This window comes from Bacillus sp. PK6-013, assembly GCF_054161445.1.
In genome coordinates this window covers 3,360,636-3,382,566 of the sequence record NZ_CP096417.1, presented here as the reverse complement: position 1 = coordinate 3,382,566, position 21,931 = coordinate 3,360,636, and the positions used below count along the sequence as shown (strand labels likewise).

20 protein-coding genes are annotated in these 21,931 nt (G+C 48.2%); 11 read left to right on the top strand and 9 right to left on the bottom strand.

The window, feature by feature from the left end; all coding sequences use genetic code 11:
• The first annotated feature begins 38 nt into the window (after positions 1–38).
• Complete coding sequence (locus M1E03_RS17180; protein ID WP_020450591.1) at positions 39–881, top strand: PRD domain-containing protein; 843 nt, start codon at positions 39–41, stop codon at positions 879–881.
• Positions 882–915: 34 nt separating this feature from the next.
• On the opposite strand, the gene M1E03_RS17175 is transcribed toward M1E03_RS17180, so the two are convergent.
• The 5 genes from M1E03_RS17175 to M1E03_RS17155 form a co-directional block, all read right to left on the bottom strand.
• A complete protein-coding gene (locus M1E03_RS17175; RefSeq protein ID WP_035339184.1) occupies positions 916–1,422 on the bottom strand; it encodes a carbonic anhydrase in 507 nt (168 codons plus the stop codon).
• An 11-nt stretch (positions 1,423–1,433) separates the two neighbouring features.
• On the bottom strand, positions 1,434–4,055 hold the full coding sequence (locus M1E03_RS17170) for a DUF2309 domain-containing protein (protein WP_212109904.1): 2,622 nt from the start codon (positions 4,053–4,055) through the stop codon (positions 1,434–1,436).
• Positions 4,052–5,584, bottom strand: a complete 1,533-nt coding sequence (locus M1E03_RS17165; protein ID WP_059231982.1) for an NADH dehydrogenase subunit 5 — start codon at positions 5,582–5,584, stop codon at positions 4,052–4,054. The genes M1E03_RS17170 and M1E03_RS17165 overlap by 4 nt, the downstream gene beginning before the upstream one ends.
• Positions 5,585–5,759: 175 nt before the next feature.
• The gene (locus M1E03_RS17160; RefSeq protein ID WP_016886253.1) at positions 5,760–6,134 is read right to left on the bottom strand and encodes a Na-translocating system protein MpsC family protein; all 375 of its coding nucleotides are present in this window, start codon (positions 6,132–6,134) and stop codon (positions 5,760–5,762) included.
• Positions 6,135–6,401: 267 nt separating this feature from the next.
• A complete protein-coding gene (locus M1E03_RS17155; protein WP_043054186.1) occupies positions 6,402–6,953 on the bottom strand; it encodes a DJ-1 family glyoxalase III in 552 nt (183 codons plus the stop codon).
• Between the two features lie 211 nt (positions 6,954–7,164).
• Between M1E03_RS17155 and M1E03_RS17150 the strand changes: the two genes are divergently transcribed.
• The 5 genes from M1E03_RS17150 to M1E03_RS17130 all read left to right on the top strand — a co-directional run bounded on the left by M1E03_RS17150 (position 7,165) and on the right by M1E03_RS17130 (position 13,678).
• On the top strand, positions 7,165–8,139 hold the full coding sequence (locus M1E03_RS17150) for a thiamine pyrophosphate-dependent dehydrogenase E1 component subunit alpha (protein ID WP_016886251.1): 975 nt from the start codon (positions 7,165–7,167) through the stop codon (positions 8,137–8,139).
• A 21-nt stretch (positions 8,140–8,160) separates the two neighbouring features.
• Positions 8,161–9,195, top strand: a complete 1,035-nt coding sequence (locus M1E03_RS17145; protein ID WP_023855891.1) for an alpha-ketoacid dehydrogenase subunit beta — start codon at positions 8,161–8,163, stop codon at positions 9,193–9,195.
• A gap of 22 nt (positions 9,196–9,217) precedes the next feature.
• Positions 9,218–10,345 (top strand): dihydrolipoamide acetyltransferase family protein, encoded by a 1,128-nt coding sequence (locus M1E03_RS17140; protein ID WP_059231984.1) that lies wholly within the window; start codon positions 9,218–9,220, stop codon positions 10,343–10,345.
• Positions 10,346–10,363: 18 nt separating this feature from the next.
• The gene (lpdA, locus tag M1E03_RS17135; RefSeq protein WP_026580636.1) at positions 10,364–11,740 is read left to right on the top strand and encodes a dihydrolipoyl dehydrogenase; all 1,377 of its coding nucleotides are present in this window, start codon (positions 10,364–10,366) and stop codon (positions 11,738–11,740) included.
• A gap of 102 nt (positions 11,741–11,842) precedes the next feature.
• Entirely contained in the window at positions 11,843–13,678 is a 1,836-nt protein-coding gene (locus M1E03_RS17130; RefSeq protein ID WP_020450598.1) for a sigma-54-dependent Fis family transcriptional regulator, read from the top strand.
• On the opposite strand, the gene M1E03_RS17125 is transcribed toward M1E03_RS17130, so the two are convergent.
• Positions 13,675–14,004: a YnfA family protein gene (locus M1E03_RS17125; protein WP_161513128.1), complete on the bottom strand. Its 330-nt coding sequence runs from the start codon at positions 14,002–14,004 to the stop codon at positions 13,675–13,677. The genes M1E03_RS17130 and M1E03_RS17125 overlap by 4 nt on opposite strands.
• Before the next feature lie 182 nt (positions 14,005–14,186).
• On the opposite strand from M1E03_RS17125, the gene glvA reads away from it, so the two are divergent.
• The 3 genes from glvA to M1E03_RS17110 all read left to right on the top strand — a co-directional run bounded on the left by glvA (position 14,187) and on the right by M1E03_RS17110 (position 18,022).
• Positions 14,187–15,536: a maltose-6'-phosphate glucosidase gene (glvA, locus tag M1E03_RS17120; RefSeq protein ID WP_020450600.1), complete on the top strand. Its 1,350-nt coding sequence runs from the start codon at positions 14,187–14,189 to the stop codon at positions 15,534–15,536.
• 107 nt (positions 15,537–15,643) lie between these two features.
• Positions 15,644–16,414 carry a MurR/RpiR family transcriptional regulator gene (locus M1E03_RS17115; protein WP_020450601.1) on the top strand — a complete coding sequence of 257 codons (771 nt, stop codon included), beginning with the start codon at positions 15,644–15,646 and terminating at the stop codon, positions 16,412–16,414.
• Between the two features lie 15 nt (positions 16,415–16,429).
• Positions 16,430–18,022: an alpha-glucoside-specific PTS transporter subunit IIBC gene (locus tag M1E03_RS17110; RefSeq protein ID WP_025810194.1), complete on the top strand. Its 1,593-nt coding sequence runs from the start codon at positions 16,430–16,432 to the stop codon at positions 18,020–18,022.
• A 149-nt stretch (positions 18,023–18,171) separates the two neighbouring features.
• On the opposite strand, the gene M1E03_RS17105 is transcribed toward M1E03_RS17110, so the two are convergent.
• The 3 genes from M1E03_RS17105 to M1E03_RS17095 all read right to left on the bottom strand — a co-directional run bounded on the left by M1E03_RS17105 (position 18,172) and on the right by M1E03_RS17095 (position 20,326).
• The gene (locus M1E03_RS17105) at positions 18,172–18,750 is read right to left on the bottom strand and encodes a class I SAM-dependent methyltransferase (RefSeq protein ID WP_020450603.1); all 579 of its coding nucleotides are present in this window, start codon (positions 18,748–18,750) and stop codon (positions 18,172–18,174) included.
• A gap of 106 nt (positions 18,751–18,856) precedes the next feature.
• Entirely contained in the window at positions 18,857–19,834 is a 978-nt protein-coding gene (locus M1E03_RS17100; protein ID WP_023855896.1) for a glycosyltransferase family protein, read from the bottom strand.
• 153 nt (positions 19,835–19,987) lie between these two features.
• A complete protein-coding gene (locus M1E03_RS17095; protein WP_020450605.1) occupies positions 19,988–20,326 on the bottom strand; it encodes a winged helix-turn-helix transcriptional regulator in 339 nt (112 codons plus the stop codon).
• Between the two features lie 230 nt (positions 20,327–20,556).
• Between M1E03_RS17095 and M1E03_RS17090 the strand changes: the two genes are divergently transcribed.
• Both M1E03_RS17090 and M1E03_RS17085 read left to right on the top strand, forming a co-directional pair.
• Complete coding sequence (locus M1E03_RS17090) at positions 20,557–21,015, top strand: DoxX family protein (protein WP_020450606.1); 459 nt, start codon at positions 20,557–20,559, stop codon at positions 21,013–21,015.
• Positions 20,987–21,847, top strand: coding sequence for a VOC family protein (locus M1E03_RS17085; protein ID WP_020450607.1), 861 nt, complete (start codon positions 20,987–20,989; stop codon positions 21,845–21,847). Before M1E03_RS17090 ends, M1E03_RS17085 begins: the two co-directional genes overlap by 29 nt.
• Positions 21,848–21,931: the final 84 nt, after the last annotated feature.

Below are 21,931 nucleotides of genomic sequence, written 5' to 3'. Positions count from 1 at the left end.
GTTTTCATTCATTAAAACAGGATGAAAGGAAGGCAGCTATGAAAGTAAAAAAAATCTTAAATAACAATGCGCTCGTCGTCAAGGATGGCGGCGAGGAAAAGATCGTATTAGGTTCCGGAATCGCATTTCAAAAAAAGAAGAATGATATTGTCGATAGATCTAAAATTGAAAAAATATTTGTGATGAAAGATTCAACAGAATACCGCCAATTCGAGGAGATCTTAAAAACGTTGCCGGAAGATCATATTCAGGTGGCGGAGGACATTATTTCTCATGCGGAAAAAGAGCTCGGGATCAAAATCAATGAGCGAATCCATGTCGCTTTTTCAGATCATTTATCATTCGCGATAGAACGGTTAAGCAAGGGAATGGTCATTAAAAATCCGCTGCTTCAGGAAGTTAAAGTCCTCTATACGAAAGAATTTCAAATCGGCCGCTGGGCAAAGGCCCTCATTAAAGATAAGCTGAAGATCGATATTCCGGAGGATGAAGTCGCCAATATTGCGCTTCATATTCATACAGCGAAAACAAACGCGGGAGATATGACAAAAACGCTCGATCTCACAACGATGATCAAGGATATTATCGAGATTATCGAAGATAAACTCAACATTAAAATAAAGGATGAGACGATTTCGTATGAGCGGCTTGTCAACCATCTCCGTTTCGCCATTCAGCATATTGAATCGGGAGAGACATTTTACGAAATGGATGGTGAAATGATCAGCCTCATTAAAAAGAAGTTTGGACAAGCGTTTATGTGCGCAGAAGAAATCGGGGCATTTGTGAAGCGGGAGTATGGCTTTGAATTTCCGGAAAAAGAGCTGTGCTATATTACCATGCATATTCAGAGATTTTATCAGCGGTCTGCTGTTGTGTAAAGAATGCCTGTGTTTAAGACAAAACGGAGCCCTGTTATCGGGCTCCGTTTTTGTTTAAGGTTTCAATTTCCGTTAAAACCGAATTTTCGATTAGAAATCCTTTTACATTGACGTGCGAAGGGATTAACGGGTGCTGTCGGATGGCGGCGACGCTTTTTTGGACGCCTTCGGCCGCATTTTCGCTCGGTGACAGCCATTCATCGATGCTGCCGTACGGAAATTCCGGACTGCAGTTTTGGAAAAGGTACTCTAAAGTTTGCATTCTATCGCTTAAATCTTTGTTTCTATTTAAAAGGTCAGAAATATCTTTATCTGCCGTTTGCTCGTATTTATCGCGGACAATCCAAATTTCTTCCGCTTTGTTCCGGTGGACAAGGGTAATGATATCCCTCATCATATCACCGTAGGGCTGTGAAATATCAGGGAAGACGCTTTTTAAAACAAGGGCGTTCTCAGGCTGAATATTCCCTGCCCGGCAGATGGTCTGTTCAAGCTGTTTCTCCATTCCGATAATCATCAGTATTTTTTTGTTTTCTTCCATGACATTTCACCTCATTCATTTATCGTGTTTGTCCAGTTCTTCCATTTTCCCTCCGGGTTAATAGATGCCAGGTGGATCCATCCGTTCTCCGCCTTTTGCCGGAAGCTGTGATCGCGGTCAAGGAGACGTTCGATAGCATCATCCGGTGCTTCGATCACGATCAGGAGTCTGAGAGGCGCATGATATATTTCGTCATCCGACCGCATGACGGACTGCCACGGGAGACCGGCCAAAAGATCGCTTGCATTTCCTTGCATGACGCCGAGGCCTGAAGTGACGGTTTGAGTTGCCTTATTTCCGCTTCCATAATAATGCGGTGCGACGGTTGACGCGTAATATTGCAGATTGATCCATTGGGCTACTGTTCCAGGCCCTGAAATGATGCCGCTGAGGATGGAGCCGTCCTCGTCATTCCGCCAGTCATAGCTGTGCAGAAAAGCTCTTCCTTCAAGATCAGCTTCGCGTGTAAGCCGGCGTGTGCCGATGATGAATGAAGCATTTCGGGCCAGCCCCCATTCTGGACGGATTTCGCTCCAATCTTCGGCGAAGCGCTCAACTTCATTCCGCGGATTTTGGTAGCCGAGCTGCGGCAGCTCTTCTAAGCGTTCGGCTCCGACAGTACGGCTCACATCAGGAAGCACCGAGTTGATGCGGTCGAACGCTTGTTGAGCTTTAGCCGGAAGCTCAGGTACATAGAGCCACTGCAGTTCATCCAATGTTGTAATGTGCTCTGCGGCGGCGAATACTGTATCATCCGGAATAAAAATGCCGTCGGAGCGGAGCCTCTGTCTGACGCTCGGAAGGTTGCATAAAGCGGCTAGGACGCGTGCGTTAAAAGCGCCTGATGCGCCTCCGCAGGCGCCGCAGTCCAATGCCGATGCATAAGGGTTATTCGTGCTTCTGCTGGCGTGCCCGCAAATGACAACCAGCGGAGCGAACCGGTCGGTGATCCCCATCATCTTTAATGCCTGTCTGGCATAGGCGGCTTTTTCTTCATCCGTAAATCCGACCGGAATACCGGCATCAGATGTTTCCATACGATCAAGCGAGAGCTTTGCCTGAGGCTTTTTCAGCCATGTTTTCCGCGCATTCCGGAAAGTTTGCCCGGCTGTGCGGGGGACCAGGCTGCGCGCGGCCATTTGCAGGCTCAGCCATGGCCCGCTCACTTCGGGAAGGAGCATACCCGCCAATAGATTCTGTTTCATCTTTTTAAAGGCGGAGCTCAGCGAAGCTGCTGCTTTTTTATGTTCTTGATACGATTTAAAGCTTGATTCATCGGCCGTTTCATTTACTCGATGCTGAGGTTTAAGGATGACCGGCAGAGAGCTGTGAGTGTGCTTAGTGCCAAGTTCGCACGTTTCGATTGCCAGATTGAAAAAGCCCGCTGTTCCATACGTTTCAAAAGGGCCTGACTTTTCCAATGCCCGTCGGAACGGCTCTGAACGGACATCAATACAAAATGCAAGCTGGGCCAGCGCCGCTTCACTTTTGGCGGCAGCGGCAGGTTTGTTTGCCGTGATGAGGTTCCTTACCTCAGCAGCGTATGATTGTTCCCATGCTTCCAGCCAGATGCGCCTGCGCGTTAGATCATCAAAGCGGCGGGCGAGTGTTAATCTCGCTTTTTGCTCTGCTGCTGAAAGTTTGAGCCATTCGTCAGGCGTCAGGCCGCCCCAATGCAGCCAGGCCGCAATCAAAGGAACGACCTGCATCTCTTTTTCAGGTTTTGGCTTAGACAGCGGCACATAAGGTTCAATAAGCATCCATTCCATTGAAAGCCGGATGGCCAAATACTCGAGAAGCAGCCCTTGTTCGTCCTGCGATTGCTGGGAACGCCAAAGCATCATCCCGGCCCATCCCGGAAGAGAGAGCAAATGAGCTTCAAGGTATGCCTGAACGTCTCCATCAGAAATATCAAGCGCTCGGAGTGCTCTTTTCATCGCGTCCCGAGGCTCCTCCGGCCACCCTTTCAGTCGTTGGCGTTCCGCTCGCGCCAGGGCGGGATCATGTTCAACAAGCTGCCGCCAAGCGCTGTAAAACCCTTTCTCACGATGTGGAAGCCGCCATGCCGATTGTGATTCATCGAGAAACAGCTTGCACCATTTAATCACATGATGATCAAGAAGGTGAGCGGTTTTTTGTCCGGCAAAAACGCTGAGCGGTTTGATCAAGCGTGTTTTTTGATCATCGATTGTCCCGCGCGCCGCTTGTTTGGCAAGCTTTTCGACTTGCGGGGATCTCAAGAGCTGTTCAGGGATTTCATCCAGCTTGAGCGCGGCTTTGCAAAACGCTTCCGCTGTTTCCCTCTGCATGCCGGGCTGATGTGAATCGAGCCAATGCGTCAGCTTTTTTTCAAGAATGGCCTCATCGATTTCTCCCCTTTGTTTTGCGGAGCGGAAAATGGAGGACTTTGGGTATATATCAACCTGAAGCTGCTGTTTAAGCTGCCGGGCCGTCTGTTCAAATGTCTGTTCTTCAAGACCCATCCACGGATGGCGCGCGGCAAAGGTTTCAATCGGCCAAAGCGGCGCAATGACTCGTGCTGCTGATTGAACCGATTCATCAATATTAAAGTCCGCTGTCTGATGTTCATATTTGAAGATCAATTGTTTAGACAATGTGGGTGCTGCTTTCATGATTGACGACCTCCTTGAGTAAGATATTGGTCAAGATAATTCGGCCGTTCTTCGACCGATTCAAAATGAGGCTCACCCGTTTTTACAAGACGCAGATAAAGTGCGCCGGACCATGCAAACCGCTGCCGAACGATCAAGGCGCCGGCCGCAGTGCCAGCTAACAAAACGACTACCGTTAAAACGGCCGCCATGACGGGCGGTTGCGCCCCCTGTACAACAGCTTCCTTCAGGAGCCCGTGTAAACCGGAATGAATGATGGCAAACGCGAGTGAAGCCCCCGTTAAAATGAAAAGCCCGGCCATTCGTGTGACGCGACCGTCATTGGCTGTGACAAGCTGTCTCCAAGCAATGAACAATGCCCAGCCTAAAACAAGGGCGCTGATCAATTGATAGCCATCGTCCGCAGCTGAGACCCAGATTCCGATGACGACAGTAAGAGCAAAGGCGCCGCCTATCATGTCCCAGAAAAGAGCCGGTCTGCCCCGTTTAGAGGCGAACGATTCATAACGGCGCACCGCTGATCCGGCTTGCAGGAAAAGGGCGGCTTTGAACAGGCCGTGCAAAATGAGGTGAATAACAGCCGCAATATAGGCTCCTAATGCGCATTGGACGAGCATAAAACCCATCTGCGCGACCGTTGAAGCTGCGAGCTGCCGCTTGTAGTCCGTCTGGACGATCATCATGCCCGTTCCGAGCAAGACGGAAAAGACGGCGGGAACAAGCAGAATAAGCTGCAGCCCATCACCGCTGAACATCGGTGCGAAACGGGTCAGCATGACGCCGCCTACATTTACGAGTCCGGCGTGCATGACCGCGGAAACGGGAGTCGGCGCGATTGCCGAATCGAGCAGCCAGCGATGAAACGGCCACTGTGCCGCAGGAATCATCACCGTTAAAATGATAAGGAGGCCAATCCCGGTTTTCTCCCATGAGCTGAGCTGTACAAGGCTTTCCTCCGCTATGGCGGATGATAGCTGCCAGTGTCCTGTCGCGAGAGACAGCCAAAGAGCGGCTGCTGCTATCGCCAGCCAGCTGAGCGCAAAGATCCGGCCCGCATACAAAGCGGCATTTTTGGCCGCTTGCCACGCGCCGTTTAAGCCGATTAGCGCGGTCAAGCCGAAAAGCGTGATACCCCAGCATAAGAGGAGCCAGCGAAGATCATCGTTCAGCCAGGCGCATGAAGCGCCTCCTGTTGTAAGCGTCAGCAGCACAAAAAATTTACGGTAGGAGCGGTCGCCGAACAAATACCGGACAGAGTAGCGCTGGACGATGAAGCCGATTGTCAAGACAAACAAGGCGATCAGCCAAGCCAGCGAATCCAAGCGCCAAGGAGCTCCAGCTTGCCCGGGATTTGCCGTTATCAATGCTGCCAGCGCGGCAAGCGGCGGCAGGGCGATGATCTTGGCGTGAATCCGTACATATGCCAATGGAACCTTTCGATTCAGGACGAGCAGTGCGCTTAACAAACAAAGCGCAAGCGACGCGAAAAATATTTTCAGCCAAAATAAAGAATCTAGCAGATCAAACATCCGGCATCCCTCCGTCGGGATGATGGAAAAGAACATACTGTTTCATGTCTTGCCTTCCTTTCTGAAAACGTAAAAAAAGCCGGTATATTCAGGATCGGCCCATTTCAGCCAATCTTTCTGAATAATACCGGCTTATCTTTAACTCATGTTCATGCTTTAAAGATCTTCCGTTTTTCTATGCCAATTTTTTTTGCAGGTCGTTTGCCAATTTAAATACCATGATCCGCTCGCCAGTGCGGGTGCTGATATCCGTGTGAAAGCTGATCGTCTCTTCACCGGTCAGCTCCTTCATTATGCGGCTCAGTTGTTCTATACCCGATTCCACCAAACCGGAGCGGGTTCTTTTAATTGACAGCAGGCCTTCTTTTGTACTGCAAAGTTCGTATTCGGCGGGTGTCAAAATACCGTTCAGGGAAATGATGACCATATTTCTGAGAATGTCTGTTTTAACAGACACGGAGCCGCGGCCCAAATAGTCTTTTTCCCATTGGGTTAAGGTTTTGCTGATCTCCGCCTCCAGAGACCCCTTTGTCACTTTCTGTTTTTTCAATGTTATATCCTCCTGAAAAACGGTATATTTCTTTTCCTTATACATGAGTATAGGGAAAATGAAATATACCGTCCTATCAAAATGTTAATGTCATACATGGTAAAGGGTGCTTTTTCACGCGACCATAGGGATTATAGCCGAATGCTAAAGCTCTTTTGCATGAGATTACAATTATTGATTTTACGGAATTACTTTTTAAATATCATATCTTTTAAGATTTATGATGTCAATACCGTTCTTTTATGGATAAAAAAGAGGAATGCCGTCTTAGCAGACGAGCATTCCCTTGGCAACTGCATCGGCTTTTTCTTTGCCGTTCAGCAATTCGGCAAGCTTGAGGGCAAATGGAATCGTGGTCGCCGGGCCTCTGGAAGTAATGATGTTTCCATCTACGACAACTTTTTCATTTGCAGTGACATCCGCTCCTGTTAAATGTTCTTCAACCCCGGGATAGCAGGTCGCTTTTTTTCCGCTGACAAGCCCCGTTTTTCCGAGCGTCATCGTTGCGGCGCAGATAGCGGCGACATATTTTCCTGCATCCGCCGCTTCTGTCAGCGTCTTGTGCAAAGCTTGGTGTTCCAGCATTTTTTTGCTGCCTACATTTCCGCCCGGAAGAATCAGCATATCCGCTTTTTGAAAATCAGCATCCTCAAACATGACGTCTGCCTCGACGACAATGTCATGCCCGCCTTTCACGCTGCGCGATGGATCAAGCGAGACGGTGACGGTCTCGACTTCAGCCCTCCGTAAAATATCAATCGTTGCTATCGCTTCGATTTCTTCAAATCCGCCGATTAAAAAAACATACGCTTTCTTCATGAAAAAAACCTCCTTCGTCTCTACCGTTCATTCTAACTGCGGCAAAGACATTTCCGCAACTGATGAAGTAGACAAATTGAGACACCCGTCTCGTTTTGTCTCTTGTTTTGGAAGGATGTCCGTCTGAAAAGAGCTTCATGTTCGCGTCGGAGAGCTGGCACGATTTTTGCATCATAACGTGTGAGTAAAAAAAGACAGGAGGTTTTTGCATATGGAAGAGGCACTGACAAAGGAAAAGGCGGTATGGATGTATCAAAAAATGCTGGAAATCCGCTATTTCGAAGATCGGGTTCATCAGCTGTTTGCTAAAGGGATACTGCCGGGTTTTGTCCATCTTTACGCCGGGGAAGAAGCGGTCGCTGCGGGCGTCTGCGCCCATCTGAATGATGAAGACACCATCACGAGCACACATCGCGGCCATGGGCACTGCATTGCAAAAGGGTGCGACTTGAAAGGGATGATGGCCGAGATATACGGGAAATCTGCAGGACTTTGCAAAGGAAAAGGCGGATCGATGCATATCGCAGACTTTGACAAAGGGATGCTAGGCGCAAACGGAATCGTCGGCGGGGGATTTCCCTTGGCCTGCGGAGCTGCCCTCACTGCAAAGTATAAAAAGACTAAAAATGTAAGCGTTTGCTTTTTTGGCGACGGCGCCAACAACCAGGGGACGTTTCACGAAGGGATCAACCTTGCCGCCATCTGGAAGCTCCCTGTCATATTTGTCGCCGAAAACAACGGGTATGGCGAAGCGACGCCGTTTTCCTATGCGTCAAGCTGCGAGTCGATCGCAGATCGTGCGGCCGCCTACGGGATTCCGGGCATTCGCGTGGATGGAAAAGATGCAGCCGCGGTTTTCCAGGCTGCGGGCCGGGCGATAGAGCGTGCCAAAAACGGTGAAGGACCGACGCTTATTGAGTGTATGACATACCGGAACTACGGCCATTTTGAAGGAGATGCCCAGCGCTACAAAACAAATGACGAAAAAGCGGTGCATCAGGAAGAAAAAGATGCCATTGCCGTGTTCAAAAGCGAATTGCTGGCAAAAGGGCTGATGAGTGAAGAAGAGCAGTCACGGATTGAAAAAGAAGTTGAAGAAGCGGTCGAGCAAGCGGTCGCATTCAGCGAAAAAAGCGCTTATCCGGAAGAAACCGAACTGCTGACAGATGTATATGTATCCTATTAATTCATGAAGGGGGAAGGAAACATGACGAGGGAAATCAGCATGTCAGCCGCATTGAATGAAGCGATCAAACTTGCGATGAGAAAGGACGATCACGTCATTTTAATGGGGGAAGATGTCGCAGGAGGAGCGAATGTCGATCATCTGCAGGATGATGAAGCATGGGGCGGTGTGCTTGGCGTCACGAAAGGGATTGTTCAGGAATTTGGACGGGAGCGCGTCCTTGATACGCCGATTAGTGAAGCGGGGTACATCGGCGCAGCCATGGCGGCGGCTTCAACAGGTTTAAGGCCGATCGCGGAATTGATGTTTAACGATTTTATCGGCACGTGTCTGGACCAGGTGCTGAACCAGGGAGCGAAGTTCCGCTACATGTTTGGCGGAAAAGCGGAAGTTCCGATTACGATCCGGACGACCCACGGTGCCGGCTTTAGGGCAGCCGCCCAGCATTCGCAAAGCTTGTATGCCCTATTTACAAGCATTCCCGGCTTGAAAGTGATTGTGCCGTCGACCCCGTACGATGCGAAAGGCTTATTGCTCGCTGCGATTGAGGATCAGGACCCGGTTATCTTTTTTGAAGACAAAACGCTGTACAACATGACAGGCGATGTGCCGGAAGAATATTACACGCTTCCGATCGGAAAAGCCGATATCAAGCGGGAAGGCGCTGATGTAACGATTGTCGCAGTCGGCAAACAGGTTCATACGGCGCTTCAAGCGGCGGAACAGCTCTCACTGCGGGGAATCGAAGCCGAAGTCCTTGATCCGAGGAGTCTTTCACCGCTTGATGAGGAGGCCGTCCTTACATCTGTTGAAAAAACAAACAGACTTGTGATCGTCGATGAAGCCAATCCGAGATGCAGCATCGCCGCGGATATCGCATCTTTGGCGGCAGATAAAGGATTTGATTCGCTTGATGCACCGGTTAAAAAGGTAACGGCTCCACATACGCCGGTTCCATTTTCACCGCCTCTTGAAGACCTGTATTTGCCGACGCCGGAAAAAGTGGTGAACACCGTGCTGGAGATGCTCGGAGAAATCTCAACACATACGGTATAAAGATTGGAAAGGAGAGGAGAACATGGCTGTCGAGGTTGTCATGCCGAAATTGGGAATGGCGATGAAAGAAGGTACGGTTTCCGTCTGGAATAAAAAAGTCGGTGAAGCCGTTGAAAAAGGAGAAAGCATTGCCAGCATCAATTCCGAAAAAATCGAAATGGAAATCGAATCTCCGGCAAACGGAACCGTGTTGGACATCAAAGTGTCCGAAGGAGAGGGAGTGCCGCCGGGAACGGTCATCTGCCAGATCGGGAATGAAAACGAACAAACGCCGGAAAGTCAAACAAAACAGCCGGATTCCCCGAAAGAACGGATTAAAATTTCTCCGGCTGCACGCAAAATCGCGCAAAGCGCAAATATAGACATCAAAACGCTGAAAGGCACGGGGCCCGGAGGGAGAATTACGAAAGCGGATGTGCTGCAGGCGCTTCCCGACAGGCCGAACAAGCAGGCGGATAAGGCTGAAGATCGTCCGCCGGCAAGCCCGATGAGGAAAACGATTGCCGCAAGAATGACGGAAAGCCTGCAAAACAGCGCCCAGCTGACGATTACGATGAAGGCGGACATCACGAAATTAACAGCCCTGCAAAAACAGCTTAATGAAACAGCTCAATCCAGGTATGATACAAAGCTGACGATCACTGATTTTGCCGCCAGGGCAGCTGTTTTTTCGCTTTTGGATCATTCGGCCATGAACAGCGTTTATCAAGACGGAAGGCTTGCGACCTTTGATCATGTTCATTTAGGAGTGGCGGCGGCTTTGGACGAAGGCCTGGCCGTTCCCGTCATCCGTCATGCCGAGCGGCTTCCGCTGATCGAACTGGCCAAGAAAATCAAATGGTATGCCAAAAAAGCGCGGGAAGGTAGGCTTCTGCACGACGAAATAGAAGGATCGACATTTACGATTACAAATCTCGGCGCATATGGTGTCGAGCACTTTACACCGATCTTAAATCCGCCAGAAACCGGGATACTTGGAATCGGCCAAATGTATTCGGCCCCCGTCTATCAAGACGGAGAACTGACAAAGGGCGCCATTCTGCCGCTCAGTCTGACTTTTGATCACCGCGCGCTTGATGGTGCGCCTGCTGCAGCATTCCTTTCAGATGTAAAAAAATATTTGGAAGATCCTGCATCGATTCTTTTATAGAGAGAAGGTGGATAGACTGTGACACTCGCGATTATAGGAGGGGGACCTGCGGGTTACGTAGCGGCAATAACAGCCGCCAAGAATAGCAGAGAAGTCATCCTGATTGAAGATGGCCCCCTCGGAGGGACGTGTTTAAATGAAGGGTGCATACCGACAAAAGCGCTTCTTGAGAGCGCCGATATGTTCGAGAAAGTAAAGTCCGCCGGTGCATTCGGCATCGGGCTGACAGGCGAAAGCCCGACGGTTCAGTGGGAGGCCGTCCAGAGCCGTAAGAGAGAGATTATTCAGCGGCTCGCCGGGGGTATTAAATATTTGATGAATAAAAACAAAATCAAGGTGCTGCAAGGAAAAGCATCGTTCTTGTCGGAACACGACATAATTGTTGAAAAGGACGGAAAACAGGAGGTCATCAATGCCGGGCATGTGATTATAGCGGCAGGAGCGGAACCTGCCGCACTGCCTTTTGCGTCTTTTGACGGGAGCTGGATCATCGACAGCGGAGATGCCATGTCATTGCCGTCCATTCCTGAAACAATTTTTATTATCGGCGGAGGAATCATCGGTTGTGAATTTGCCAGTATATACAGCAGGTTGGGAGCGAACGTAGTGATAGCCGAGCAAGCGGAACAGATTTTGCCTGAGGAAGATCCGGATATTGCCGCCTTTCTGCACACAAGTCTCGAAGAATCCGGCGTCCGTGTTTTCACATCTGTACAAGTGGAGCGTCTTGATCCTGCCCGGCAGCGCGTCTTTCTGAAAAATGGCGATGACAGCTTTAATATTCAAGCGGATCGATGTCTGGTCGCCGTCGGCCGAAAACCGAGAACTGCTGATTTGAAGCTTGAGCATATCGGAGTGCGATATGACAGGAAAGGGATTCAAGTCAACCAGCATATGCAGACAAACATTCCGCATATTTATGCGTGCGGGGATATCACAGGCGGAGTTCAGCTGGCGCATGCCGCCTTTCACGAAGGAATCGTCGCCGCATCCCATGCCTCAGGCAAAGACATGAAGGTCAACAGTGAAATCATTCCGCGCTGCATCTATACCTCGCCTGAGATCGCAAGCGTCGGCTTAAATGAAAAAAAGGCGAGGGAGCGCTACGGGGATGTTCGTATCGGTGAGTTTCCGTTTTCTTCAAACGGAAAAGCACTTATTTTAAATGAGGCTGCCGGAAAGGTCAAAATCATCACAGAGCCGGAGTATCAGGAAATTGTCGGGGTTTCGATCGTGGGTCCGGGAGCAACCGAACTGATCGGCCAGGCAGCCGTGATGATGCACGCTGAGCTGACGGCAGACGCAATGGAGCACTTCATCGCGGCTCATCCGACTCTTTCGGAAACGATTCACGAAGCTTTGCTGCAAGTCGCAGGCCAGGCGGTTCATTGCTGAATAATGGAAAACTTCGCACAGCAGGTAAGTGCGGAGTTTTTTTTATCGATATTGAAAGCGCTTTTATAATATAATGAGGAAAAAGCATTAGGAGAGGATGGAATGAATCCGACGCCCTGCTATTTAAATACGTGGAAACGTTTTGTTCAGGAGGGGCTCCTTGACCAGGCCCGCTTGAACAAAAGAGTCATGGAATCATGGTACCGCTGCAAAAGCCGAAATGTAAATCCGTATTTAGATAAAGGACAGTCAATTTTAAAAAAGGATTTATTCAACGCTCAAAAAAAGAAACATTCGTTATTCCTCGATATCGCCCTGCCTTATTTACACAATATCAGCCGTGAATTAAAAGAGTCGGAAATGATGGCGCTCTTGATCGATGCCGACGGGTACGTATTGAGTTTGGCCGGATGCCTGAGGACGCTTGAAGAGGCGAAAAAAATCAATTTTGTTGAGGGTGTGCGCTGGACGGAAACAGAAGTCGGCACGAACGCCATCGGAACCGCACTTGAAATCGGCGAAGCTGTCACCATTCACGGGACCGAGCATTTTTCGGTGGCATCCCATCATTGGAGCTGTTCTGCTGCACCGATTCGCGATGAAGACGGCACCGTTATGGGTTTGATTGATATTTCCTGTCTCACGGATAGAAGGCATCCCTTTATGCTTGGGATGGCTGCTACTGCCGCACACGCCATCGAGCGCGAGGTCAGCGTACACACGAAAAAAAACGAAGCCGAGCTCATCAGCCATTGTCTTGAAAAAATCGATTCGGATCAGCCGTTTATCGTCTGCAATGAAAAAGACAAAATCGTAGCTGCGAGCAGATCGGTGCGGGAACGTTTTTCCGACTGGAGGAGAATGGATGTCAATGATCTGTATGAGCGCGGGTTTGCCGGCGTGCACAAGCAGACGATTTTCTCCGCAAAAGACGGGAGGCCCCTCGGAAAGTCGATGGCACTGGCTGAAGTCTCCCGCAAAAAAACAGCTCCATCACTCGCATCCGGTTTCATCTATCCAGGAGAAACCGGAACAAGCCGGGCGTTTCAGCAGGCGCTTAACGACATGAGGCTTGCGGCTCAGACGGATGCGAATGTATACATATGGGGGGAGACAGGCTCCGGAAAGGAACTTGCCGCAAGGGCCATTCATCAGGCAAGCGCCCGGAGAAACGGGCCTTTTATCGCCGTCAACTGCGGCGCCATTCCTGAAAGCCTGATGGAGAGCGAATTGTTCGGCTATGCCGAAGGTGCATTTACAGGAGCAAAGCGCCGCGGTTCAAAAGGGAAGTTTGAACAGGCTCACCGCGGTACGATTTTTCTCGATGAAATCGGTGAGATCCCTTATCAGATGCAAGTGGCGCTCTTAAGGATCATCGAAGAGCGGAAGGTCACCCCGATCGGCGGAACCCGTGAAGTTCCCCTCGACATCAGAATCATCACAGCAACACACCGTGATCTGAAAGATCTTCTCCAAAAAGGAAAGATACGTGAAGATCTGTATTACCGCCTTCATGTTTATCCGGTAAAAGTACCGCCGCTCAGAGAGCGCAAAGAGGACATACCTGATTTGTTCCGCCACTATCAGCAGCAACACGGGTGGAAGGCCGATTTTCCGCCGATTTTTTTCAATCGGCTTCAAGAATATCACTGGCCGGGAAACGTCCGTGAGCTCTTTAATACGTTTGAAAGGCTCAGGGTTTTATTTCCGGACGGCGGGCTGATCGCCCCGTCCCAATACAGCGCGGTGCTGGACGGACTCCATTGGAAAAGCGGCGCACCTTCTGAAGAAGACCGGCTCACATTCAGAGAACGTGTTCAAAAACAAACGATGATGGAAGCTTTGCAAAAAACGAAAGGAAATGTGTCCGAAGCGGCTAAGCAGGCCGGAATTCCAAGAAGCACATTTTACAAGCGGCTTCGAAAGTATAACCTTTAACCTCTCGGCGCCCAAAGCATGACGCTGACACCGGCTAAACAGATCACGGCCCCGGCCCAATCATAGAGGTCGGGGGTTTTTTTGTCCACCAGCCAACCCCAAAGCACAGCCAGAATAATAAATACGCCCCCGTACGCGGCATAGACGCGCCCGAACGATGGAAACGCCTGAAAAGCCGGGATTATGCCGTAAATGATTAAAGTCAGCCCTCCGGCTACCCCGTACCACAGCGGTTTGGCTTCCCTCAGCCACAGCCATACGAGATAGCCCCCGCCGATTTCAGCCAAGCCCGCCAGCAAAAATAAACCGATTGCGATCAGCATCAACAACACACTCCAATTCAGTGAATTGCCTTTATTCTACACGACATAAAACGGCCGGGAAAGTTCCCGTTTTTCGGGAAAATAAACAGAACGCGAGTATAGGAACTGTCTTTCCCGAACCTGTTGGAACGGCTCCTTCAGCATGATATAAGTAAATTGTAAACGCTTATAAGGGGGCTTTAAAAATGGATAAAACGTATTCGATTGTCATTGCAGGCGGAGGAAGCACATTTACCCCGGGGATTGTATTGATGCTCTTGGACAATTTGGATGATTTCCCGATCCGACAGCTGAAATTGTATGACAATGATGGGGAGCGGCAAGACAAGATAGCCGGCGCCTGTGAAGTGTTGGTTCGAGAAAGGGCTCCGCACATTCAATTTTTAGCGACAACCGATCCGGAAGAGGCGTTTTCCGATGTTGATTTTGTCATGGCTCATATCAGAGTGGGCAAATATGCGATGCGCGAGCTCGATGAAAAGATCCCTCTGAAATACGGAGTCGTCGGCCAGGAGACGTGCGGACCCGGAGGGATTGCGTACGGAATGAGGTCGATTGGCGGCGTCCTTGAGCTCATTGATTATATGGAAACTTATTCACCTGATGCGTGGATGCTGAACTATTCAAACCCGGCTGCAATCGTTGCCGAAGCGACGAGAAGGCTGCGGCCGACATCAAAAGTGCTGAACATTTGCGATATGCCGATCGGTATCGAAGACAGGATGGCTCAAATTCTCGGGCTGTCATCACGAAAAGAGATGGTCGTCCGTTATTACGGTCTTAATCATTTTGGCTGGTGGACGTCAATTTGTGATAAAAACGGCAATGATCTGATGCCGGCGATCAAGGAGCACGTCGGGAAGTTCGGCTATATTCCTGAACACGAACATGAAAAGGCTGAGGCCAGCTGGAACGACACGTTCAAAAAAGCGAGGGAAGTATATGAACTCGATCCTGAGACGCTTCCAAATACGTATTTGCAATATTATTTTTATCCCGATGACATGGTGAAAAAATCAAACCCTGAATTCACGCGGGCGAACGAAGTAATGGAAGGGCGGGAAAAATTCATTTTCGGCGAGTGTGAAAAAATCGCAAAAGCCCAATCCAGCGCCGGCAGCAAAATCAAAATTGATGATCATGCTTCATATATTGTCGACCTTGCGCGCGCCCTTGCTTTTAATACCGGTGAACGGATGCTGTTAATTGTTGAAAATAACGGAGCGATCCAAAACTTCGATTCATCGGCGATGGTTGAGGTGCCTTGCATTGTCGGCAAAAACGGTCCGGAGCCGATCACAATCGGCAAGATACCGCAGTTCCAAAAAGGGCTGATGGAACAGCAGGTGTCTGTTGAAAAGCTTGTCGTTGAAGCCTGGATTGAAAAATCGTATCAAAAGCTTTGGCAGGCTCTAATTTTGTCGCGCACCGTGCCGAATGCAAGAACAGCCAAACTGATTCTCGATGATCTGATTGAAGCGAACAAAGCATATTGGCCGGAGCTCTCCGCGGAACATCTTCAGCCGTCGCTTTAAGGATAAAAGCGCCTGGGCTCCTGAGCCATACCGGCCAGCCCAGGCATATCTCCCATTTATTCTCGTATTTTATATAATAGAGACAGAGAATAAATGGGGTGAAAATGATGCAGTTGGAAGAATTAATGAACAAGCATTATAAAAAATTGAACGAAAACGACTTTCATGTTTTGAAATATATTTTGAACCATCAAGACACTTGCTACAAGCTGGGCATCAACGAATTAGCAAAGAAATGCAACGTATCCCGCACATCGATTTTAAGGCTTTCTCAAAAATTGGATTTCAGCGGGTACAGCGAGTTCAGGGTGTTTCTGAAATGGGAGGCCGAGAAACGGGAAGAAGAGCGGGAAGATTGCCGTTCCTTTGAATGCCTCATGAGGGATATGGAAGCAAGCATGAAGTATTTGAAAAATACGGATTTGCGCAAGATGTGTCAGCTCATTGACGAAGCAGACCGCATTTTTGTCTATGGTTCAGGTACCGCTCAGACCACGTGCGCTTATGAGCTGCAGCGAATGTTTGTTTCTCAGCACCGTTATTTGACGGTGATCAAAGATCAAATCGATTTCGACCTCATGTTTCCTGATTTTAGCCCGGCCGATCTGATCATCATCATTTCGCTGTCAGGAGAAACCCCGTCGCTGATTCCGCAGGCACAGTCTCTGTCGGCAAAAGGCATTCCTTTTATCTCTTTGACTAATTTGAAAAATAATCTGCTCGCCCAGCTCACGCCTTACAATCTCTATGCGCCGAGCCAGACGGTGACGGTTTATCCAAAAACGGAGCTGACAGCTTTTGCGCCCTTTTTTCTCGTTGGGGAAGCGCTGTTTCGCAGCTATGTCGACTATGCTGAAGAAAAGAAAAATCAGGAATAACAGGGGGGATTCGCATTGATGCAAAAAGTACAGCGATTCGGAAGCGCCATGTTTGTGCCGGTTTTGCTATTTGCCTTTGCCGGGATCGTCGTGGGCCTCAGCACATTATTTAAAAATGAGCAGCTGATGGGAGCGCTTGCCCGTCAGGACACCTTTTGGTATCAATTCTGGTATATCCTTGAAGAAGGCGGCTGGACTGTCTTCAGGCAAATGCCGCTGCTGTTTGCGGTCGGAATTCCGATCGCACTGGCGAAAAAAGCGCAGGCGAGGGCATGTTTGGAAGCGCTTACCACCTATCTGACCTTCAATTATTTTGTCAGCGCCATTTTGACAGTATGGGGCGATTTTTTCGGTGTTGATATGACACAGGAAGCCGGAGGAACAAGCGGACTTGCGGAAATCGCCGGCATCAAAACCCTTGATACGAACATTATCGGGGCGATTCTGATTTCATCGATTGTCGTTTATATCCACAATCGCTACTTTGATAAGAAGCTGCCCGATTTTTTAGGAATATTTCAAGGCTCTTCATTTGTCGTTATCATTTCATTTGCGATCATGCTTCCGGTAGCGCTTGCGACCGCGTGGATTTGGCCGATGGTGCAGGGCGGCATTGCGTCGCTGCAAAGCTTCCTTGTCGCCTCAGGAGCATTCGGTGTATGGGTTTACACATTTTTGGAAAGAATTTTGATCCCTACAGGCCTGCATCACTTCATCTACACGCCATTTGTTTTCGGCCCGGCCGTAGTTGAAGGCGGAATTGTCACCTATTGGGCGCAGCATCTCAGCGAGTTCTCGGCAAGCTCTGAGCCGTTGAAAGAGCTCTTTCCTCAAGGCGGATTCGCGCTCCACGGAAACTCTAAAATCTTCGGAATTCTGGGGATCGCGCTCGCGATCTATGTAACAGCCAAAAAAGAAAAGAAGAAAATCGTTGCCGGTCTGCTGATTCCGATCACGCTGACAGCGGTGATTGCGGGGATCACGGAGCCGATCGAATTTACGTTTTTGTTCATTTCGCCGCTGCTGTTTTTCGTACACAGTCTCTTGGCCGCGACGATGGCAACCTTGATGTATGCTGCAGGGGTTGTCGGAAATATGGGCGGCGGTTTAATCGAGATTTTAACGCTCAACTGGATCCCTCTGTTTCATCAGCATGGCAGCACTTATATTTTTCAAATTTTGATCGGCTTGTCTTTCACCGCCATTTACTTCTTCGTATTCAGGTTCTTGATTGTAAAATTGGATATCGCCACACCGGGGCGTGAAAAAGACCAGCAGCAGGAGACCAAATTTTATTCGAAAAAAGAATACAAGGCGAAAAAAGAGTCCGAAAAAGAGGTTTCTGCTGCGCAGGAAATGGATGAAACCGATCAGGCGGTTCTTTGCATCAAAGCGCTCGGCGGAAAAGAAAACATAGCTGAAGTGACGAATTGTGCGACAAGACTGAGAGTCAGCGTGTATGATGAATCGAAAGTGGAGCCGGACAGTACGTTTAAGTCCTTTGGCGTTCACGGTGTCGTCAGAAACGGGAAAGCCTTGCAAATTATCATCGGTCTTTCGGTTCCGCAAGTCCGTGAAAGGGTTGAGAAGCTGCTGGATCAATCATAATTGTGCCGGGGAAAATAGCATCTCCTGAAACGACAAATGCAAGTTGCGGAGACTTGCATGTACGATTGGGGGATGCTCTTTTGATGCAGAGACAAGCTAACGCTTCACAGGTTATCCGCATTAGCTCGCTGCATGCCAATTCCCGTTTATTATCTTTTTTTGCAGTTCAGCACGTAAATTTCATTCTTCAGCTGTTCAGATGTTTTAATGACGACTTTTTCGCTGCCCTGAAAATCCAATATGCCGTCGTATCTTTCGATGACTTCGTCAATATGTTTGAAGTGGCGGACATGGGCGCGAGAATCATAGTTAGGCACAGAAATCACCATATCGCTCCCTTGAGGAAGACTTGATAAAAACGCCTTGTCTTTCTCGATATGCTCTAACACTTCCAGCAAAATAAAAACATTGTATTTTTGCAGCATCCGGACGATCGCCTCGTCATATACATTCCCTTCGATGAAAGTAAACGAGGGATTATACCTTTTGGCTTCTTCAAGCATTCCTTTGGAAAAATCGATGCCTAAATATTTTCTGTATCCTTTGTCATATAAAAGCTTTGCGAATCTCCCTGTGCCGCAGCCAATATCAACAATCGTTTCATCTTTGGACTCCGGCAATAGACGTGCAGCTTCTTCATACACCTTTTTCCAAGGACTTTTTTCAAGCGGAATCAGATGTCGGTCAATAAATTGATCATAAAACTCAGCGGGCATTTCCGTTCCCATGTTTTTCACCTCGAAATCTTTTAAATCATCAGTAATAGAAATATATGTCCGGAAAGAAAATGCGTGCGGGAACAATCCCGCCGGATAAGAAAAATGGATCCATTCATCACCGTTTCCGCTGCTCCAAAAAATCTATTATCGCGTCTGCTATTTCTTGTGCGCGCGCATGATAGGTATGCCGCGAATGAACGAGACGGTAGCCGTTGTCTGTGATACGCTGCCTTTCTTTTTCGTTTTGAAGATAGTATTTTGCTTTATCATAAAAGTCTTCAACTTCACAAGCAATGAAATGGGTGCCGTCTTTAAAACCAAGATCGTAAATATCTTGATTTGGTTCCGCCAGCAACAACGTTCTGCAGGCAGGAGCTTCAAAAAATTTCAACAACGGGTAGCGAAGGGTGCTTCCGCACGTGAAAAATATCTTGGCCCTGTTCAGTTCCTGGGCATACTTTTCATTCAAAAAAGCCTGCTTGATTTCTTCTTCATCAGTTATGACATTGCCGGGATGGGGGTGGTGAACAAACCCTTCTTCATGCTTCATGGTCTGCAGTACAGCTTCCCTAAAAAGGTATTTTCCTTTTGGGGGGTATCTTTTGTTTCCTTCATGCACGAGTCCCATGAGCAAATAGTCTATCGTTTTTTTCAACTTCCAGTCCTTGAATATTTCTGGATCAACTGCCCATGGAACCCATCTGAATTTTTCTTCATACTGGGGATATTCATTTAAAAAATGCTCTTTTGTCACTGAAAAAATTAAATCAATTTGGTTTTCTTCGAAATAGCTGCTTCTGATCTGTTGATTAAAATGAGAATCGATCACAAACGCGCCGGTGGGGATGTTTGTATCCTTGAGCCCCCTTATGTTTGGGGATAATGAGAAGCCGTAGGCAATGTCGTAGTGGAAAATGAAATCAGGGCGAAATTGGATTTTGTCCAAAATATCCGGAAGATAGCCGTCTGTATGCCAGTACATGACTTCGGCAAACTCCTCCAGAGATTTCATCATTTTATACTTTACTTCATGTTTGGGCATGGTCTTCCAAAACGTTTTAATCAGAACTAATATTTTCAAGCATCTCCGCATTTCTTTCTCCTCTCAGGAAGTAATCTTTCCCTATTTAATATATGAGGATTAAAAATTGATGTTCAGGCAAGCATGAAAAAGGCGGGGATCTGAAAAATATGCGGAATAAAACGGCAAAACAAAAAGGCGATGCACCTGAGATGCACGCCTTTTTTAATGATTTTCCCGTTCATTGGCGCCGTCCGGATCGATCCATTCCTGCGACCATTTTTCCATTCCTTTAAGGACCGATTCGAGCGCCTGTCCTTTTTCAGTCAGGGAGTATTCGATCCGCACCGGAGTTTCTGGATACACGTGCCGGTGGATGATGCCTTCGTGTTCGAGTTCTTTTAATCTTTCGGATAACAGCCTTCCGCTGATGGGAAGGGAAGATTCTATATGGCAAAACCGCTGCGGGCCGTTAAGAAGCTGGTGAATGATGAATCCATTCCAGCGCTGACTTATCATTTTCATTCCTTTTTCGAATTTCGGACATAAAGATGATAGGCTCATATTTCTCACCTCTCTAGGTCTATTATAACGGTATATCAATGAATGAGCAAAGCTCATAAAATGTCTTGACGTAAGTTTCTTATTTATATATACTAACTTACACAAAGTAAGTAACGAACGAAAAAAGGAGGACACTGCAGACTTCTTACGCGGATGATATGTTGATAGATGGATAAAGTTGGTGTACGTCATTGGTCTTTTAAATAAAAAATAAACTAGAGGAGAAAATAATGAACAACAAATACGAATTAGGTGCATTTATTTTACGTTTGGTTACCGGTCTTACATTTTTGCTTCACGGTCTTTCAAAATTTCAAGGCGGGATTGAAAATACTGTAGGATTTTTCAGCAGTGTCGGAATTCCGGGCTTTCTCGCCTATATCGTAGCGATTATCGAATTGGCCGGAGGGGCTTTAATGATTCTCGGGCTCGGTACGCGTGTGATTGGCCTTTTATTTGCGATTGTCATGCTGGGGGCCATTTTCACTGTTAAGCTATCCGCCGGATTCATGGGAACGGATGGAGGCGCAGGCTATGAATTTGATGTAGCGCTTCTTGCAATGTCTGTATACTTGGGCTTGAGCGGAAGCCGCATGCTGTCTCTTGATGGTTTATTCCGTTCCAAAGGGCAGGAGAAACCAAGGAAAGAAGGAAAAACAGATGACGCAGCAAATCCACCCGGGCACTGAGCTCGGATATGTGAAGCTGAAGGTGAGCCGTCTTGAAAGATCGGTTTCTTTTTACAGGGATGTGATCGGTTTTCAAGTATTAAAACGTGACGGAAAAACGGCGGAGTTCACAGTTGACGGGAAAAATCCGCTTCTGATTATTGAGGAAATTCCAAATGCTGTTGTGCTGCCTGAAAGATCGGCAGCAGGCCTTTATCATTTTGCCATTTTGCTTCCAAATCGCAAGCAGCTCGGCATGGCTGTGAAGCATTTGCTCCGCTCCGGCATTGAACTCGGCCAGGGAGATCACCTTGTCAGCGAGGCGCTTTACTTGTCAGATCCTGATCAAAACGGAATTGAAATCTACCGGGACCGCCCGTGCGAGGGCTGGAAGCGTGATGAACAGGGGAACTACGTGATGGGTACGGAGCCGGTTGATGTCCAAGGTCTTCTTGAAGAAGCCGATGGTCACGAATGGAAAGGTCTTCCCCCTGAAACAAAAATCGGACACGTCCATTTTCATGTCAAGGATTTAAAGCTGGCGAAAGAATTTTACCACTCTGTGCTGGGATTTGATATTACAGGAGATTATCAACACATGTCAGCGCTTTTCGTCTCTGCCGGAGGCTACCATCACCATATCGGCTTAAACATCTGGGCCGGACAACATGCGCCATTTGCTCCACTTAATGCGGCAGGCATGGCATATTACACGGTTCTTCTCCCGAGTCAGGCGGAATTGGACTGCATCGTGAAAAAACTGAAAAGCTCAGGTTATGCCGTTGAGCATCAAGAAAACGCATGGTTTGTTAAAGACCCGGCTTCAGGCATTGATATCAGGTTGACTGCTTGAAAAGGCGAAACTTTAGTTTCGCCTTTTTTTTATGCCATTCAATCAAAGGACAACAATAGCAAAGAATGAGAATAAACAGACATT